The following is a 16,597-nucleotide window of genomic DNA, read 5'->3' on the forward strand; positions in this document are numbered from 1 at the left end:
GTGGCGGGGTTATAGGTAACAAAGCGGGCGAAGGGAAGAGTTGAAGGCCTCCCGGGTAGCTTCAAGGACCTCATCCAGTGCGCAAAAACCTGTGCGGAAGCTGCGGAAATTGCTTGTTAACCAGTCCAAAGCATGGCTGCCGGCCGAACGCAAAGGGGCGGGCATCGCTGCCCGCCCCTGAGGTTGCCGTCATCCGGACTTAGGCGTTCAGGACCGCCACGATCTCGTAGGTGTCCGGATTGATGATCACGATCTCATCGCGAACCAGGACGTACTTATAGGTCCGCCACTCCGGATAGATCGTCACGACCCGCGACGGCAGGGGGTGCAGCGTGATGCCCTCGCGCGGAATGCGGGTGCCGACCGACACCTGGAAGTTCACATTCGTCACGGGGGCGACACGCTCCTCGCGGATCACCGACGTGATCTGAGTCCGCTGCTCGGTCGAGAGCTTCGCAGCGGCGCCTGCCTGGCCGACGGTGGTCGAGGTCGAGCTCTGGCCCTGCGCGTTCTGGGTCGAGCTGGTGCCGGCCTGGCCCTGCGCGTTCTGGCTGCTGCTGGTACCAGTCTGACCCTGGGCATTCTGATTGGTGCTCGTGCCGGTGCCCGGACGGTTCTGGGCATTGTTGGTCGAGGTGCCGCTCTTGCTGCCCTCAGCCTTCATGTCCTTCTGGTCCTTGCTGCCGGATTTCGTCGTGTCCTGGGTCATGCTCTTGGACTTGTCCTGCTGGGACTTGTCCATCTGGCCCTGCGCGCGTTCGTCGGTGCGCTGGCCCTTGGTCGCGCCAGACTTATCCTCGGCCGCATTCTTGTTCATCGCGCCGCCGGAGTGCTCGTCCTTCATCGCGCCGGAGGACTTGTCCTCGGAGCCTCGATCGGACTTCATGCTGGAGCCGCCGGCCTGGCCGACAGTTCCCTTCTCGGCGCTAGAGGACTCCTTGCCCATGGAGCCGCGCTCAGCGGCGCCGCCCGAGGACTGCGAGTGCTGCATCTGCTGCGAGCCACCAGCGCCGCTATCGCGGCCCGTGGTGTTTTGTGCGTTCGCCAGACCGGTGCCCGCGACGAGTGCGAGTGCGGCAACCGAGATCATAAAGCGGTTCAACATCGAAATTCTCCTCACGTGTTCCTTACGTCATTGCCCGCGCCGACAACGAAAGGAGATTTGAGTTGTTCCGGAACTTCGCCTGTTCCGCGGCATTTGTTTCTTGAATACCAGATGAATGACCTTGCACGAAGGCGCCACCGTTCGGCGCACGAAAAAGGCCGGCTTTTCAGCCGGCCTTTTTGCGTGTGCGAGTTGTGAAGGGCGCGATTGGCAAGTCGCTTTATCAACAAGTCGCCTTGCCGCAGCGGGCAATACCGATCTTTTCCCTGAGGCTTTCGACGCCGACGGCGCCAATCACGATCTGCTTGCCGATCACGTAGCTCGGCGTGCCGTTCATGCCCATCGCTTCGGCGAGCTTGAAGTTCTCCTCGATGGTGGCGCGCACTTCGGGGCTGGCGATGTCCTTCTCGATTCTAGCCGTGTCGAGACCAGCCTCCTTGGCGGCCTGAATCGCGCGCGCCTTGTCCGCCGCGCCGCGGCCGCTGAGCAGCCTCTGGTGGAAGTCGAGATATTTCTTGCCGGAGGGATCTTGCATGCGCACGGCGACGGCGACCTGGGCCGCCTCGACCGAGCCCTGGCTCAGCACGGGAAATTCCTTCAGCACGACCTTCAGCTTCGGATCGCTCTTCATGAGGTCGAGCATGTCGCCCATGGCGCGTTTGCAATAGCCGCAATTGTAGTCGAAGAATTCGACGAAGGTGACGTCGCCGTCCTTGTTGCCAAGCACGACTTGGCGCGGCGAGTTGAAGATCGCGTCGGCATTCTGCGCGATGCTGGCCTCGTGCTTCTGGGTTTCGGCCGCGGCCTGGCGCTTGCCGAGCTCGGCCATGGCCTCTTCGAGCACCTCGGGATGGCTGACGAGATAATTTTTGATGATCGCCTCGATGTCGGTGCGCTGGGCATTGGAGAAGCTGTCGGCCGACGCGGGCGCGGCTGCGCCGAACATGGCGAGCGCAAACAACGCGGGAGCTAGCAGGCGCAGCGAAGGCATGGGCAAATCCTCTTATCCAAGGCAGGTTTCGGTAAAACGTCGCGGCGGACTAAAGCTCGATGTCGTGACGTCGTGGTGTCGGGCGTCGATTACGTTGCGTCAGTTGCGCGGCGGCTTGGCCGCCAGGATGTCGTCGGCCTTGACCCAGCCGGGTGTGCCGACAGCGAAACGGGTTTTCGCGCGCGTGGCGAGCTCGCGGGCGGTCTTGTTATCACCGCGCAAGTAGGCGGCCTGTGCCGACGCGAGATCCGCCTCGGCATAATCTCCCTTTCGTCCATAGGCCATCGCGAGCTGGGTATAGCCGAGCGCGGCCTCGGGCTCTCGTGCCACCGCGGCGCGGAGAATCCGAACGGCGTCATCGGTGTAGGCCTTATTATCGGTTCCAACCAGAGCCTGCCCAAGTAACATCTCGATGAGGGGCGCATTGTTCGAAAGCTGCACCGCCTTGCGCAGGGGAGCGATCGCCTCGGCGGGCTTGCCGCTCTCCAGCAAGGCCTGCCCGCGCACCTCGTAGAAATACGGATTGTTCGGCTGGACCTGGATCAGCGCGTCGATCTGGGTGAGCGCGCTGCGCAAGTCCCCATGCAGATAGGTGCTGATGGCACGGGCATAGCGCGCCGGCATGCTGTCGTTGGTCTGGGGATAGCGGCGGTACACCGTCTCCGGCCGCTCCATGAACGCCGAGATCTTGGCGCGCACCATGTCATGCCGGAGCTGGAGCGCGGGATCGTCCTTCTTGTCCCAATAGGGGCTTGAGCTTGCGAACTCCTGGAGCGAGGCGACGCGCTCGGCCGGCATCGGATGCGACTGCAGATAGGGATCGGCGCCGCGCGCGGCGAACAGGCTCTCGCTGGTGAAGCGCTTGAAGGTCTCGTACATGCCCTTCGGCGACTGCCCCGTCGCGGTGAGGAATTTCACGCCGGCACGGTCGGCGTTCTCCTCCTGCTGGCGCTGATAGGACAGCAGCGTGCGGCGGATCATCTCCTGCGGGCCGGCGATCGCGGCGGCGCCGGCATTGGCAAGGCCGTTGTTGCCGGCGCTCGAGCTGCGGGTGCTGCCGGCTGCGATCGCGCCGGCGCCGAGCAGCATCGCGATGATCATCTGGGTCTGGGCCGTGGCGAGCTGCTCGCGGAGCTTGGACAGATGGCCGCCTGCCAGATGCCCGGTCTCGTGCGCGAGCACGCCGATGATCTGGTTCGGTGTCTCCGACTGCAGGATCGCGCCCCAATTGACGAAGATGCGGCGGCCGTCCGCGACGAACGCGTTGAACGAGCCGTCGTTGATGATCACCATCTGGATGTTGTGCTTCTCCAGACCGGCGACGCGCAGGATCGGGCGGGTATATTCGCGCAGGAGCTGCTCGGTTTCGGTGTCGCGTAGGACCGGCGGCCCCTTGGCCTGCGCACGCGCAGCCGAGAACGGCGTCAGCGCGATCGCCGTGGCCGTGATGAGAGCGGTGAGGGCGGAAGCCTTCTTGCGCAATGCGATCTGGAGCAACATCAAGCGGTCTGGGTCAAACGGTCTTGGTCAAGCAGTTTCGTGATTGGTTTTTGGCGATTGGCGGCGGACCGGATACGCGATATGCCCTTGTGAGCGTTACCCCTTATGAGCCGTACAATGCGGCTAGTCTGGGGCGCAAGCGCCCCGTTTTCCGGACCGGACGGACCGGTCTGCCAGCGAATAGCGGAAATCGATGCACGATGCGACATTGAGGAACCGGTTGGGGCAGTGGCTCGAGCCCTCCCGCCGCAGCGATGTTCCCCCGTTCATGGTGATGGACGTCATGGCCGCGGCGGCCCGAATCGAGGCCGCAGGTGGCCGTGTCATCCACATGGAGGTCGGTCAGCCCGCGGCCGGCGCGCCCAGGACCGCGATCGCGGCCGCCCATGCCGCGCTCGAAGCGGGACGGATCGACTACACCTCCGCACTCGGCATCCCCTCACTGCGCGAGCGCATCGCGCGGCATTATCGCGATGTCCATGGCTGTGACCTCAGCCCCGAGCGGATCGTGGTGACCACCGGCTCCTCCGGCGGATTTATCCTGGCCTTCCTGTCGATGTTCGAGCCCGGCGATCGCGTCGCGGTGACCGTGCCGGGCTATCCACCCTACCGCCATATCCTCACCGCGCTCGGCTGCGAGCCGGTGCTGATCGAGACCACGAACGAGACGCGCCACGCGCTCACCGGCGAGGCGCTGCTTGCCGCCCATCGCAAGGAGCCGCTGAAGGGCGTGCTGGTCGGCAGTCCCGCCAATCCGACCGGGACCATGATGCGCCGCGAGGCGCTCGCTGGCCTGATCGCAGCCGCGCAGGATGCAGGTATCCGCTTCATTTCCGACGAGATCTATCACGGGCTCGATTATGCGTTTCCGGCCGTGACGGCGGCGGCGCTGTCGGAGCACACGCTCGTGATCAACTCGTTCTCGAAGTATTTTTGCATGACGGGCTGGCGCGTCGGCTGGATGGTCGTGCCTGAGATTCTGGCGCGGCCGATCGAGCGGCTCCAGCAGAACCTCTCGATCTCGGTGCCGTCGCTGTCGCAGATCGCGGCGGAGGCCGCCTTCGACGGCGCGGCCGAGATGGAGGAGATCAAGCACGGCTATCAGGAAAACCGGCGCGTCCTGATCGATGGATTGCCGAAGGCTGGACTGACGAGATTCCTGCCGGCCGACGGCGCCTTTTATCTCTATGCCGACGTCTCCGACTTCACTGCCGACAGTTTCGAGTTTGCCAAGCAGATGCTGGAGCAGGCCCATGTTGCGGCGACGCCCGGCCTCGATTTCGATCCCATTCACGGACGCTCGTTCCTTCGCTTTTCCTACGCACGTTCGTCCGAAGAGATGCAGGAGGCAGTTGACCGGATCGCCCACTGGCTTAAATAGCCGCCAGTTTTGACGCCTTCCGGAGTTCATCTTGTCTGAACAATCTGCCGCGCCCGCTGCCACCTCGCATTCTCCTCTCGCCGCATTGATGTGGCCGATCCGGCCGGGTGAAACCGTCGGCGCTTTGCGCGCCTTCGTGCTGATTGCGCTTGGCACCGCCCTGATGGCGCTATCAGCCAAGGTCAGCCTGCCGCTGCCTTACGTGCCCATGACGTTGCAGACGCTGGTGGTGTTGATGATCGGCGCTGCCTATGGCTGGCGCCTTGGCAGCGCAACCATGATTGCCTACCTCGCCGAGGGCGCGCTGGGGCTTCCCGTATTTGCCGGCCCGGTAGGCGGGATCGCTCCGCTGGTCGGACCGACCGCGGGCTATCTGTTCGGTTTCGTTGCGGCAGCCTTCGTGACCGGCTGGCTCGCCGAGCGTGGCTGGGATCGCAGCGTGGTGCCGCTGTTTGCGGCAATGGCCGTCGGCCATATCGTCATTCTCGCCGCTGGGTTCGGCTGGCTGGCCTTTGGCCTCGGCCTCGGTGCCGCGAAGGCCTGGCAGGTCGGAATTGTGCCGTTCATTGCGGCTTCGCTGGTGAAGAACGCGCTCGGCGCGGCGTTGATGCCGGCAGCGCGCCGGATCGTCGACCGCCGCGGGTAATACGCGCAGCAACGACCAGTTCCGATTGACAGGGCCGGCCAAGTTGATCTTGGCTGGTCCGATAGTCTGAGGGGGAGTGAAACGATGACGACGACAACGATCGCGGAGGCGCCGGTCGCGCCGCCCGCGGCCAAGCCGTGGTACAAAGTTCTGTACGTTCAGGTGCTGATCGCGATCGTGCTCGGCGCCATCGTCGGTTGGTTGTGGCCATCGCTCGCCACCAATGAGTGGATCAAGGCGCTCGGCGATGGCTTCATCAAGCTGATCAAGATGGTGATCGCTCCGATCATCTTCTGCACCGTCGTCTCGGGTATCGCCCACATCCAGGATGCCAAGAAGGTCGGGCGCATCGGCGTCAAGGCGCTGGTCTATTTCGAAATCGTCTCGACCTTCGCGCTGGTGATCGGACTCCTCATCGGCAACTTGGTGAAGCCCGGCGCGGGCTTCGGCAGTGGCGCAGCAAACGAGGCGGCTGTCGCAAATTACGCCAAGCAGGCCGCCGGTCAGAAGTCGGTCGACTTCGTGCTGCACATCATTCCCGACACCGTGGTCGGCGCCTTCGCGCAAGGCGAGATCCTCCAGGTGCTGCTGTTCTCGGTGCTGTTCGGCTTTGCTTTGATGAGCCTTGGCGAGCGCGGCCACACCATGCGCAGCTTCATCGACGATGCCGCGCATGCCGTGTTCGGCGTCATCTCCATCGTCATGCGTGCAGCACCGATCGGCGCGTTCGGCGCGATGGCCTATACGATCGGCAAGTTCGGCACTGGCGCCATCCTCAACCTGGTCGGGCTGATCGCCACGTTCTACCTCACCGCGGCGCTGTTCGTGTTCGTCGTGCTCGGCATCATCGCGCGCATGGCGGGGTTCTCGATCTTCAAGTTCCTGGCCTACATCAAGGACGAACTGCTGATCGTGCTCGGCACCTCGTCGTCGGAAAGCGCGCTGCCGTCGCTGATGGAGAAGCTGGAGCGGCTCGGCTGCTCCAAGTCGGTGGTCGGCCTCGTGGTGCCCACCGGCTACTCGTTCAATCTCGACGGCACCAACATCTACATGACGCTGGCAACGCTCTTCATTGCGCAGGCGCTCGGTTACGATCTCTCCTTCAGTCAGCAGCTCACGATCCTCGTCGTGGCCATGCTGACCTCGAAGGGCGCCTCCGGCATCACCGGCGCGGGCTTCATCACGCTGGCGGCGACGCTCGCCGTGGTCGATCCGCGGCTCGTCCCGGGCATGGCGATCGTGCTCGGCATCGACAAGTTCATGAGCGAGTGCCGCGCGCTGACCAATCTGTGCGGCAACGGCGTCGCCTGCGTGATCGTCGCCTGGTGGGAGGGTGAGCTCGACCGCGACAAGCTCAACGCCAACCTCTCCAAGCAGATCGATCCGACCGACATGGAGACCGCGATCACGACGGACTGATCTGCGCGACGCGTCGGGCTTCGAAGTCGTAGGGCTGGTCGAGACTCCTCGATCAGCCCTTTTCTTTCGGCGCGCATCCGAGTAAGGCGCCTGTCGACAGCTAGAACCGCTCCGGCCGGTAGGGCGCGGGATCGATCGCCGGCGTCTCGCCGCTCATGATTTCCGCGAGCAGGCGTCCCGTCGCCGGCCCCAGCGTAAAGCCCTGGTGGCCGTGGCCGAAATTCATCCAGAGGCCCGGATGTCGTGGAGCTTGCCCAAGCACCGGGAGCATGTCGGGTGTGCAGGGGCGCGTGCCGAACCACGGATCCGGCTCGACCCGCTTGCCGAGATCGATCAGCTCGCGCGCGGAGGCCTCGGCGCTGGCGAGTTGCACCGGCGTTGCCAGCGCGTCCATACCGGTCAATTCCGCGCCGGTGGTGATGCGGATGCCCTTGGCCATCGGACCCATGGCGTAGCCGCCGCCCTTGTCGACGAGGGGCAGGTCGAGTGAGGCGCCGCCGCTGTAGTGCATGTGGTAGCCGCGCTTGCGGACCAGCGGAATGCGATAGCCGAACTTGTGCAACAGATCGGGTGACCACGGCCCGAGCGTCACGACGGCATGGGCAGCGTCAAGACGTCCCTGGTCCGTATCGACGGACCAGCCGGTTGCGGTCTGCCGCAGGCTCTGGGCGTCACCGAGCACAACCGTGCCGCCGAGCCGCTCGAACAGCTCGGCATAGGCCGTGACGAGGGCACCTGGATCGGACACGGTCCAGGTGTCGAGCCAATGGATCGCGCCGGGGAGATCGTCGCGCAGGATCGGCTCGGCCTTGGCAAGCTCGCTGCCGGAGAGCACGCGGAAATTCACGCCGAACTCGCGCTGGTCTTCCTCTGCGGTCTTGATCGCGAGATCGAATGACGCAGGGTCGCGATGCAGCATGCGATAGCCGGCGCGGCGGATGAGATTGTCGGCGTGGGCTTCGCGAATGAGGATGTCGTGCTCAGCGGTCGCATAGGCGATCAGCCGGGCCCAGGCCTCGATCGCCTCGCGATGCCGCTTCGGCGCCGAATGCCACCAATAGCGGAGCAGGGGCTCAATATGGAGATGAAGCGACGACAGGCTGTAACGCACGTCATTGGTGCGGCCGGTCGCGATCTTCAGCAGCGTGGCGAGGTCGCGCGGCATCGGATAGGGGCGGACCGCTTCCGCCTGGATCATTCCCGCATTGCCGTAGCTGGTCTCGCGGCCCGGCTCCCTGCGGTCGACCAGCGTGACGGACCAGCCGCGCTGCCGCAGGTGCAGCGCCGCGCTGACGCCGATCATGCCGCCGCCGAGAACGATCGCGCTTTGCATTGGCAGATTTCTCCAGGCTGGTTGTGGGCGAGGTCCGGTCAGTCCCAGGCGAGGAAGCCCGGTGCGGCCGACAGCGGCGGCGCCGCGGCGAGCCGCGCCGGATCGGTCACGTCGGCTGTTTCGAAGAAGCTCTGATCGCCGCGAGCACTGGAATCGCAAAGCTTTGACAACGCCAGTCCCATTCAAAATGATGAAAGCGATCTAGCATATCGGAAACGGCCGGGCAGGTGATCAGCGCGCATAGCATCGAAACAAAAACGCCCGGCTGTGCCGGGCGTTTTGCATTGGATGCTCGGCTTTATTCGCCGCCACCGAAGCGGCGCGACCACCAGCCGGCACGGCGCGGGGCGGGGCGAGTTTCGTTTGCGGCTTGCGGTGCCGGCTCAGCTGCCGGGGCGGGCGCAGCACCCGATTCGGTCGCCTGCGCAACCGGTGTTGCGGGCTCGGGCTGGCTGTTCAGCAGGAAGCTGACCTTTTCCCGGACGGTGGAGCGGCGTCGCGCGGCCTTGTCATCGGCGGGCTCTTCGACCGGCGCTGTGGTCGTCGCCGCAGGAGCCGCTGCGGGAGCGGGCTCGGCCGGTATCTCGCTCTGCGCGTCGGCGCGCGATGCAGGCGCCGCCGCCTGCGGTTCGGCCCTGTGTTCGGGCTCTGCGATCGAAGGCGCGGCCTCGTTGCTGAAGCCATCGAAATCGGCGACGGCGTCGGTTGCTTCCGGCGGAGCGTTGGCTGCGAGCTCGTCGCCGATGGACCCGGCGAGACCTTCCTCGTTGCCACCGCGACGACGGCGTCCGCCACGGCGACCACGCCGGCGGCGGCGATCGCCGCTACCCTGCTGCTCGCCGCGGGCCACCTGTTCCTCGCCTTCCTCGCCGTCCTGCTCGGACTCGGAGTCCTCTTCGCCTTCGCCGGCTGCCATGGCGGCCTCAGGATGCGTGGGCGCGCTATCCTCGCGCAAATCGCCGTCGCGCTGGCCACCGCGGCCGCGGCGGCGGCGGCGGCGCTTGCGGCGCTGACCGTCCTGCTCGACGGCTGTCTCGCCGGCAGCTTGTTCCTCGCTGAGACCTTCGGTCTCCTCGGTCTCGATCTCGGATTCCAGCTCCGGATCGAACTCCTCGTCCTCATAGGCCTCTTCCACCATGGGCGGCGGGCTTGCAGCCGCCTGCGCCGCGAGCAGCGCCTTGGCCGCTTCCAGCGTATGCACCTGCTCGCCGCGGTCGATCACATAAGCCTGAGGTCCGCTGACGCTGGGATCGGCGATGACCGACAGCGTGACCTTGAAGGCGGTCTCGAGGTCGCGCAGGTGGCCGCGCTTGTGGTTCAGCACGTAGAGCGCCACGTCGGTGCGGGTGCGGACCACGAGATTGTGGGTCGCGCCCTTCATCAGGATCTCTTCGAGGCCGCGCAGCAACTGGAGCGCCACCGACGAGACCGAGCGGACATGGCCGGTGCCGCCGCAATGCGGGCAGGGATCGGTCGAACTCTCCAGCACGCTGGCGCGAATGCGCTGGCGCGACATTTCCAGCAAGCCGAAATGCGAGATGCGGCCGACCTGGATGCGCGCGCGATCCTGCCGCAGGCAATCGGACAGCTTGCGTTCGACCGCGCGGTTGTTGCGCTTCTCGTCCATGTCGATGAAGTCGATGACGATCAGGCCGGCGAGGTCGCGCAGGCGGAGCTGGCGGGCGACCTCTTCGGCCGCTTCCAGATTGGTCTTGAGCGCGGTGTCCTCGATATGGTGCTCGCGGGTCGAACGGCCCGAGTTGACGTCGATCGAGACCAGCGCTTCGGTCTGGTTGATGACGATGTAGCCGCCGGAGCGAAGCTGCACGGTCGGCGAGAACATCGCATCCAGCTGGCTTTCGACGCCCATCCGCGAGAACAGCGGCTGGCCGTCGCGATACTGCTTCACCGCGCTGACATTGGCGGGCATCAACATCTTCATGAAGTCGCGCGCTTCCCGGTAGCCGGCCTCACCGGCCACCTGGATCTCGTCGATCTCCTTGTTGTAGAGGTCGCGCAGCGAGCGCTTGATCAGCGAGCCTTCCTCGTAGACGAGGGTCGGGGCCTGCGACTTCAGCGTCAGGTCGCGCACCGTCTCCCACATCCGGATCAGATATTCGAAGTCGCGCTTGATCTCGGGCTTGGTGCGGGCGGCGCCGGCGGTGCGCAGGATGATGCCCATGCCCTCGGGCACATCGAGATCCTGCACCACTTCCTTCAGACGGGAACGATCCTGCGCGCTGGTGATCTTGCGGCTGATGCCGCCCCCGCGCGCGGTGTTGGGCATCAAGACGGCATAGCGGCCGGCGAGCGACAGATAGGTCGTCAGCGCCGCACCCTTGTTGCCGCGCTCTTCCTTGACGACCTGCACCAGCATCACCTGGCGGCGCTTGATGACTTCCTGGATCTTGTACTGGCGGCGCGGGCGGAAGGTGCGCTCCGGCACTTCCTCCAGCACGTCGTCGCCGCCGACGGATTCGACGACTTCCTCTTCGGCTTCTTCGTCCTCGTCCTCGTCCTCGTCGTCTTCGCCGGCTGCTTCTGGGGCCTCGGCGTGCGGGGCCTCGACGCTTTCGCCGGCGGCGTAAACGGCATCGGCCGGCTCGGCAGCAGAGGTCACGGTCTCGGCCAGAGCCTCCGCGTGCATCTCGGAGGCGACGGCCTCCTGCGGCTCGGCACCGGTCTCAGCCGCAACCACGGGCTCGGCGCCGACGGCCGCGACAGGCGCGGGCGTCGCCTCGGCATGATCATGGTCGTGATCGTGCTCACCGTGATCACCACGGTCGTCATGATCGTGGGCGTGATGGTGATCGTCATCATGGGCATGATGATCGGCGTGATCATGATCGCCATGATCGTGTTCGTGATCATCGTGGCCGTCGTGCTCGTGATGCTCCGCATCGGTGTGCAGGTGCTCGCCTTCGTGCGACGCGCCCTCGCTCAGCGCCGGCTGGAGCTCGCCCTCGACCGGCTGGGCCGCGGGATCGGCGCCGGCATCGAGGCCTTCGACGATGTCGCTGCGGACGCGTTCGCCATGACCTCGGCGGCGGGCGTTACGGTGGCGCGAACGGCGGCGGCCGTGGGAGCGGTTCTCGCTCTCTTCCTCGGCCTCGCGATGGGCCTGTTCCTCGGCCTCGATCAGCGCCTGCCGGTCGGCGACCGGGATCTGGTAGTAATCGGGATGGATTTCGCTGAAGGCGAGGAAGCCGTGGCGGTTGCCGCCATATTCGACGAAAGCGGCCTGAAGCGAGGGTTCGACCCGGGTGACCTTTGCGAGATAGATATTCCCGCGCAGTTGCTTGCGTTGTGCGGTCTCGAAGTCAAACTCTTCGACGCGATTGCCGCGGACCACGACGACCCGGGTCTCTTCCGGGTGGGTGGCATCGATCAACATCTTGTTGGGCATGTCTTAACTCTTGGCGGCGGCGGGCGCGATTCACCGTGGGCGCGTATCGCGCCGCCGGGTGACGCGACGGTCCACCTGATTCGGGGGTGAGGGGAAGGCCGAAACGCCGTCTCTTTCGCCTTGCCGAACCGGAAGCTTCGGGACCAATGCGGCGCGCGGGATTTTCAATCCGCAGCGTCGCGAATGGTCCTTCAGAGTTCGTCGGCACAGTCTGGCGCATCAAGCGTCGGCCCGTATGAAACATTGGGCGGCGAGGCCGCCCCTCAATCAGTTGCTGCTGGCCAGGCATGGCGCGAGCGCGCTCGCCTTTTGGGATCACGAACCGCTCCCTTGGGATCAAGGGCTCGGGTAATGGGTTACGTCGCTGTCAGAACCGCCCGGGTGACGTGAGTGGTAACCCAGGACCGTCCGCCGCCGGAGCTTGACCCGCTCCCTCTCGTTGCCGCGCACCGCGCTGGTCTTAGAGGGGAACGGAAAACGCTGGAATTCCCAAACGTTGAGAGTTCCGGCGCTGCACCGGGAGGCTGAATGCGACACAACCGGAAATATCGGCCGTCAGCAGTCCGTACATACGAGGAATGAGCCATCCGTGCAAGGGAGCGTCGCACGGCGGTCACAGTCAGCGAGTTTCGCGCATCCGTCATTAAGGATCGTTTAACCCTGTGGTTCTATTGCGTTAAAAGGGCTGCTCGGAGGCACGGAATCGGTGGCGAGCCGCACAAATCAAAGGGTTTTGCTGGGATGCGTGCTGCTGTGCGCCGCGGCATTGCCATGTGCTGATTCCTCCCGCCTGAGCGCAGCGGAAAGCCAGCCGCAACCCTCTGTTGCGGTGGCGAATTTTCCAATCGCCTCGGCCGCCCGTCTGGCCGGCGACGGGAAGCAGACCCGCTTCATCCTTGACATCGACCAGACCGTTACCTTCCGTGCCGTCACGCTCGCCGACCCCTACCGCGTGGTGGTGGATGTGCCGCAAGTCAATTTTCAACTGCCCGTCGGTACTGGCAGCGGGGGCCGGGGGCTGGTCAAGGCCTTCCGCTATGGGCTCGTCATGCCGGGCGGCTCGCGAATCGTGTTCGACCTGACCGGACCGGCGAAGATCGCCAATTCCTATGTGGTCGACGCAGCCAACGGCCAGCCGGCCCGGCTCGTGGTCGAACTGGAGGAAGTGGACCGGGCGGCCTTCGTGCCGTCACCCGCGCCCGAACACCGTCCCGAGCTGCGGCCCGCGATCGCCGAGGCGCCGCCTGCCGCGGTTCCCGCTACGGCAACTCCAGATGCCGCACAGCAGAAGGCCGATGGCCGTCCGGTGGTCGTGATCGATCCCGGCCATGGCGGCATCGACAATGGCACGCAGTCGAGTGGCGAGAGCGAAAAGAACCTGGTGCTCGCGTTCGGCCTTGCACTACGCGACCGGCTGGAAAAGGCCGGCAAATATCGCGTGGTCATGACGCGGGACGACGACACCTTCATTCCCCTCAATGACCGGACCAAGATCGCCCGCAATCTCAAGGCCGCCTTGTTCGTCTCCATTCATGCCGATGCGCTGCCTCGTGCCGAGGGTGACGCGCAAGGCGCGACCATCTACACGCTCTCAGACAAGGCATCTGACGCCGAGGCCCAGCGGCTGGCGGACGCCGAGAACCGGGCCGACGCGATCGCCGGCTTCAACCTCGCGGAGGAGCCGACCGACGTCGCCGACATATTGATCGACCTCACCCAGCGCGAAACCCGCACCTTTTCAAACCGCTTTGCCCGTCTCCTGATGGGAGAAATGAAGTCGACGGTGCGGATGCACAAGCATCCCCTGAAATCCGCGGGCTTCCGGGTGCTGAAGGCGCCCGACGTGCCCTCGGTGCTGGTCGAGATCGGGTATGTCTCCAATAAGGGCGACCTTGAGCACCTGGTCTCCGAGGGTTGGCGGTCCCGCGCCGTGGGCTCCATGGCGCAGGCGATCGACGGGTTTTTGACGAAGCGGATGGCCACGGCCGGCTCTTCGAATTGAAAGGGTTTTTCCGTCTCGCCGCAAAAGCCCTAGTTTGGCCACAGCGGGCGCTTTATAAAAATGCCGCAGGGGGTTCCGGAATCGGAGAGAATCCCGCTCGGCAAGCGTCTAAAATCCGGCACTGATGTGATTGCGTAAGCCGGTGAATGCGCGACGTAAAGGTTGGCCCCTGTTTGGGGTGCCAAGGGCACTGATACTGGGCTGATCCAGAATTTGAACGGATAAACACATAATGCGCTTGCTGGTGCGGTTCATGGGCTTCCTGTTCGCCGCGGGAACAGTGGTGTTCCTTGTCGGTGTAGGGGCCGTGGCAGGCCTGATCTGGCATTTCTCCAAGGACTTGCCGGACTATTCTCAGCTTCAGGATTACGAGCCGCCGGTGATGACACGCGTGCACGCGGTCGACGGTTCGCTGCTCGGGGAATACGCCAAGGAGCGACGGCTGTATCTGCCGATCCAGGCGGTGCCCAAGCTCGTGATCAACGCGTTCCTGGCGGCCGAGGACAAGAATTTCTACGAGCATGGCGGTATCGACTACACCGGCATGGCGCGCGCAGGTCTGGTCTACATCCAGAACTACGGCTCGAACCGGCGTCCGCAGGGCGCCTCCACCATCACCCAGCAGGTCGCCAAGAACTTCCTTCTGACCAATGAGGTCTCCTTCGCCCGCAAGATCAAGGAAGCCTTGCTGGCGATGCGCATCGAGAAGACCTACTCGAAGGACAAGATCCTCGAACTGTATCTGAACGAAATTTATCTCGGCCTTGGCGCCTACGGCATCGCGGCGGCGTCGCTCGTCTATTTCGACAAATCGGTGAACGAGCTCACGGTTGCTGAAGCCTCCTATCTGGCGGCACTGCCGAAGATGCCCGCGACCCTGCATCCGGTGCGCAACCGCGACCGTGCCATCGAGCGCCGCAATTACGTGGTCGATCGTCTGCTGGAGAACGGCTGGATCAAGCAGGCCGACGCCGAGAAGGCGCGCAAGGAGCCGCTGGCCGTCACCAGCCGTTCCAATGGCGCCCACACGTTCGCCGGCGAATATTTCGCCGAGGAAGTCCGCCGCGATATCTTCGAACGCTATGGCGAGAAGAAGCTGTATGAGGGCGGTCTTTCTGTCCGCACCACGCTCGATCCCAAGATTCAGGTCATGGCGCGCAAGACCATGGTCGCCGGCCTCGTGAACTATGACGAGCAGCAGGGCTATCGCGGCGCCATGAGCAAGCTCGATATTTCGGGCGACTGGGGCGTGAAGCTTGCCGAGATCAAGTCGCTCTCCGACATCTCGCCATGGCGTATGGCGGTGGTGCTGGAGACCAGCGACCAGTCGGCGCGCATCGGCTTTCAGCCGAGCCGTGAACTCGGCGGCGCCGTGAGCAAGCAGCGCGAGACCGGCCTCGTCACACTCGACGGCGTGCGCTGGGCGCGGGCCGTGCAGGGCGGCACAAAGGGCAAGACGCCGACGGCGGTGTCGCAGGTGCTCCAGCCCGGCGATGTCATTTATGCCGATCCGCTCTACAAGGACGGCCAGCCCATCGAAGGCCAGTACCGGCTGCGTCAGATCCCCGAAGTGTCGGGCGCGATGGCGGTGATGGACCCCTGGACCGGCCGCGTGCTCGCGATGGTCGGCGGCTTCTCGTTCGACCAGAGCCAGTTCAATCGCGCCACGCAGGCCTATCGGCAGCCGGGTTCGTCGTTCAAGCCGATTGTCTATTCGGCCGCCCTTGACAACGGTTATACGCCGTCGACCGTGGTGCTCGATGCTCCGATCGAAATCGACCAAGGCCAGGGCGCCGGCGTGTGGCGGCCGGAGAATTTTGATGCCGGCAAATATAACGGACCGATGACGCTGCGTAATGCACTGCGGCTGTCGCGTAACACGGTGACGGTGCGCCTGGCGCAGGATATCGGCATGCCGTTAATTGGCGAGTATGCTAGGCGTTTCGGCGTCTATGACGAGTTGCCTAATTACTTGTCATACTCCCTGGGCGCCGGCGAGACCACGGCGATGCGGATGGTCACAGCGTACTCGATGCTCGCCAATGGCGGCCGCCGGGTGAAGCCGACTTTGATCGACCGCATCCAGGACCGCTACGGCCACACCATCTTCAAGCACGACCAGCGCGAATGCCGCGGTTGCGACGCGCCGGGCGGCTGGAAGAACCAGCCCGAGCCGCAGCTGATCGACCGCCGCGAGCAGGTGTTGGACTCCATGACCGCCTACCAGATCACCGAGCTGTTGGAAGGCGTGGTCCAGGCCGGTACGGCAACGGTACTCAAAGACGTGGGCAAGCCGATCGCGGGCAAGACCGGTACCACCAACGAAGCCAAGGATGCCTGGTTCGTCGGCTACTCGCCGGACATCGCGGTCGCGGTCTATATGGGCTATGACAAGCCGCGTCCGCTCGGCAGAGGCAATGCGGCGACTGGCGGCCATCTCGCCGCGCCGATCGTGCGTGATTTCCTCAAGCTGGCGCTCGCAGATAAGCCCGCTGTGCCGTTCAAGGTGCCGGCCGGGATCAAGCTCGTGCGCGTCGTCGCCAAGACCGGCATGCGCGCTGGCCCGGGTGAGACCGGCGGAACCATCCTCGAAGCCTTCAAGCCGGGCACTGCGCCGCCGGACAACTACGCAGTCATCGGCGTTGCTGACGCCGATGGGCGCATGCCGGCGTCGCAGCAGCAGCAGCCGGATTCCGGCTTTTTCATGCGGCCGGGCACCGGTGGGCTGTATTAGCGGATAACGCCGACGTTTGAGAGAGTGGGCGGTTGCGCTTTGGTGCCGCCGCCGTTACATCCCGTTGCAATCGTAAGCGG

11 protein-coding genes are annotated in these 16,597 nt (G+C 64.8%); 5 read left to right on the forward strand and 6 right to left on the reverse strand.

All coding sequences use genetic code 11. The annotated features are described in order from the left end of the window. Window positions 1-199: 199 nt before the first annotated feature. From IVA98_RS03325 to IVA98_RS03335, 3 genes are all read right to left on the reverse strand, one after another. Window positions 200-1,105 (reverse strand): DUF1236 domain-containing protein, encoded by a 906-nt coding sequence (locus IVA98_RS03325; RefSeq protein ID WP_247297124.1) that lies wholly within the window; start codon window positions 1,103-1,105, stop codon window positions 200-202. A 223-nt stretch (window positions 1,106-1,328) separates the two neighbouring features. Next, window positions 1,329-2,096 carry a DsbA family protein gene (locus IVA98_RS03330; protein WP_247297123.1) on the reverse strand — a complete coding sequence of 256 codons (768 nt, stop codon included), beginning with the start codon at window positions 2,094-2,096 and terminating at the stop codon, window positions 1,329-1,331. 99 nt (window positions 2,097-2,195) lie between these two features. Continuing rightward, window positions 2,196-3,596 carry a M48 family metalloprotease gene (locus IVA98_RS03335; protein WP_247297121.1) on the reverse strand — a complete coding sequence of 467 codons (1,401 nt, stop codon included), beginning with the start codon at window positions 3,594-3,596 and terminating at the stop codon, window positions 2,196-2,198. A gap of 193 nt (window positions 3,597-3,789) precedes the next feature. On the opposite strand from IVA98_RS03335, the gene IVA98_RS03340 reads away from it, so the two are divergent. The 3 genes from IVA98_RS03340 to IVA98_RS03350 all read left to right on the forward strand — a co-directional run bounded on the left by IVA98_RS03340 (window position 3,790) and on the right by IVA98_RS03350 (window position 7,042). Next, window positions 3,790-4,977, forward strand: coding sequence for a pyridoxal phosphate-dependent aminotransferase (locus tag IVA98_RS03340; protein ID WP_247334724.1), 1,188 nt, complete (start codon window positions 3,790-3,792; stop codon window positions 4,975-4,977). 88 nt (window positions 4,978-5,065) lie between these two features. Further along, window positions 5,066-5,623 carry a biotin transporter BioY gene (locus tag IVA98_RS03345; protein WP_247297295.1) on the forward strand — a complete coding sequence of 186 codons (558 nt, stop codon included), beginning with the start codon at window positions 5,066-5,068 and terminating at the stop codon, window positions 5,621-5,623. A gap of 84 nt (window positions 5,624-5,707) precedes the next feature. Continuing rightward, window positions 5,708-7,042: a dicarboxylate/amino acid:cation symporter gene (locus IVA98_RS03350; protein WP_247297111.1), complete on the forward strand. Its 1,335-nt coding sequence runs from the start codon at window positions 5,708-5,710 to the stop codon at window positions 7,040-7,042. Window positions 7,043-7,142: 100 nt separating this feature from the next. On the opposite strand, the gene IVA98_RS03355 is transcribed toward IVA98_RS03350, so the two are convergent. The 3 genes from IVA98_RS03355 to IVA98_RS03360 all read right to left on the reverse strand — a co-directional run bounded on the left by IVA98_RS03355 (window position 7,143) and on the right by IVA98_RS03360 (window position 11,781). Then, window positions 7,143-8,375 (reverse strand): NAD(P)/FAD-dependent oxidoreductase, encoded by a 1,233-nt coding sequence (locus IVA98_RS03355; RefSeq protein ID WP_247297105.1) that lies wholly within the window; start codon window positions 8,373-8,375, stop codon window positions 7,143-7,145. A 38-nt stretch (window positions 8,376-8,413) separates the two neighbouring features. Continuing rightward, entirely contained in the window at window positions 8,414-8,545 is a 132-nt protein-coding gene (locus IVA98_RS36885) for a hypothetical protein (RefSeq protein ID WP_256466493.1), read from the reverse strand. A gap of 128 nt (window positions 8,546-8,673) precedes the next feature. After that, window positions 8,674-11,781: an Rne/Rng family ribonuclease gene (locus IVA98_RS03360; RefSeq protein WP_247297103.1), complete on the reverse strand. Its 3,108-nt coding sequence runs from the start codon at window positions 11,779-11,781 to the stop codon at window positions 8,674-8,676. Window positions 11,782-12,487: 706 nt separating this feature from the next. On the opposite strand from IVA98_RS03360, the gene IVA98_RS03365 reads away from it, so the two are divergent. Continuing rightward, the gene (locus IVA98_RS03365; RefSeq protein WP_247297101.1) at window positions 12,488-13,783 is read left to right on the forward strand and encodes an N-acetylmuramoyl-L-alanine amidase; all 1,296 of its coding nucleotides are present in this window, start codon (window positions 12,488-12,490) and stop codon (window positions 13,781-13,783) included. Window positions 13,784-14,015: 232 nt separating this feature from the next. Next, complete coding sequence (locus IVA98_RS03370) at window positions 14,016-16,517, forward strand: penicillin-binding protein 1A (protein WP_247297098.1); 2,502 nt, start codon at window positions 14,016-14,018, stop codon at window positions 16,515-16,517. Window positions 16,518-16,597: the final 80 nt, after the last annotated feature.

The organism is Bradyrhizobium sp. 160, assembly GCF_023073735.1.
Classification (GTDB): domain Bacteria; phylum Pseudomonadota; class Alphaproteobacteria; order Rhizobiales; family Xanthobacteraceae; genus Bradyrhizobium.

Coding starts and splice junctions, on each gene's coding strand:
- IVA98_RS03325 (WP_247297124.1), bottom strand. CDS start 1,105: ATGTTGAACCGCTTTATGATCTCGGTTGCCGCACTCGCACTCGTCGCG.
- IVA98_RS03330 (WP_247297123.1), bottom strand. CDS start 2,096: ATGCCTTCGCTGCGCCTGCTAGCTCCCGCGTTGTTTGCGCTCGCCATG.
- IVA98_RS03335 (WP_247297121.1), bottom strand. CDS start 3,596: ATGTTGCTCCAGATCGCATTGCGCAAGAAGGCTTCCGCCCTCACCGCT.
- IVA98_RS03340 (WP_247334724.1), top strand. CDS start 3,790: ATGCACGATGCGACATTGAGGAACCGGTTGGGGCAGTGGCTCGAGCCC.
- IVA98_RS03345 (WP_247297295.1), top strand. CDS start 5,066: ATGTGGCCGATCCGGCCGGGTGAAACCGTCGGCGCTTTGCGCGCCTTC.
- IVA98_RS03350 (WP_247297111.1), top strand. CDS start 5,708: ATGACGACGACAACGATCGCGGAGGCGCCGGTCGCGCCGCCCGCGGCC.
- IVA98_RS03355 (WP_247297105.1), bottom strand. CDS start 8,375: ATGCAAAGCGCGATCGTTCTCGGCGGCGGCATGATCGGCGTCAGCGCG.
- IVA98_RS03360 (WP_247297103.1), bottom strand. CDS start 11,781: ATGCCCAACAAGATGTTGATCGATGCCACCCACCCGGAAGAGACCCGG.
- IVA98_RS03370 (WP_247297098.1), top strand. CDS start 14,016: ATGCGCTTGCTGGTGCGGTTCATGGGCTTCCTGTTCGCCGCGGGAACA.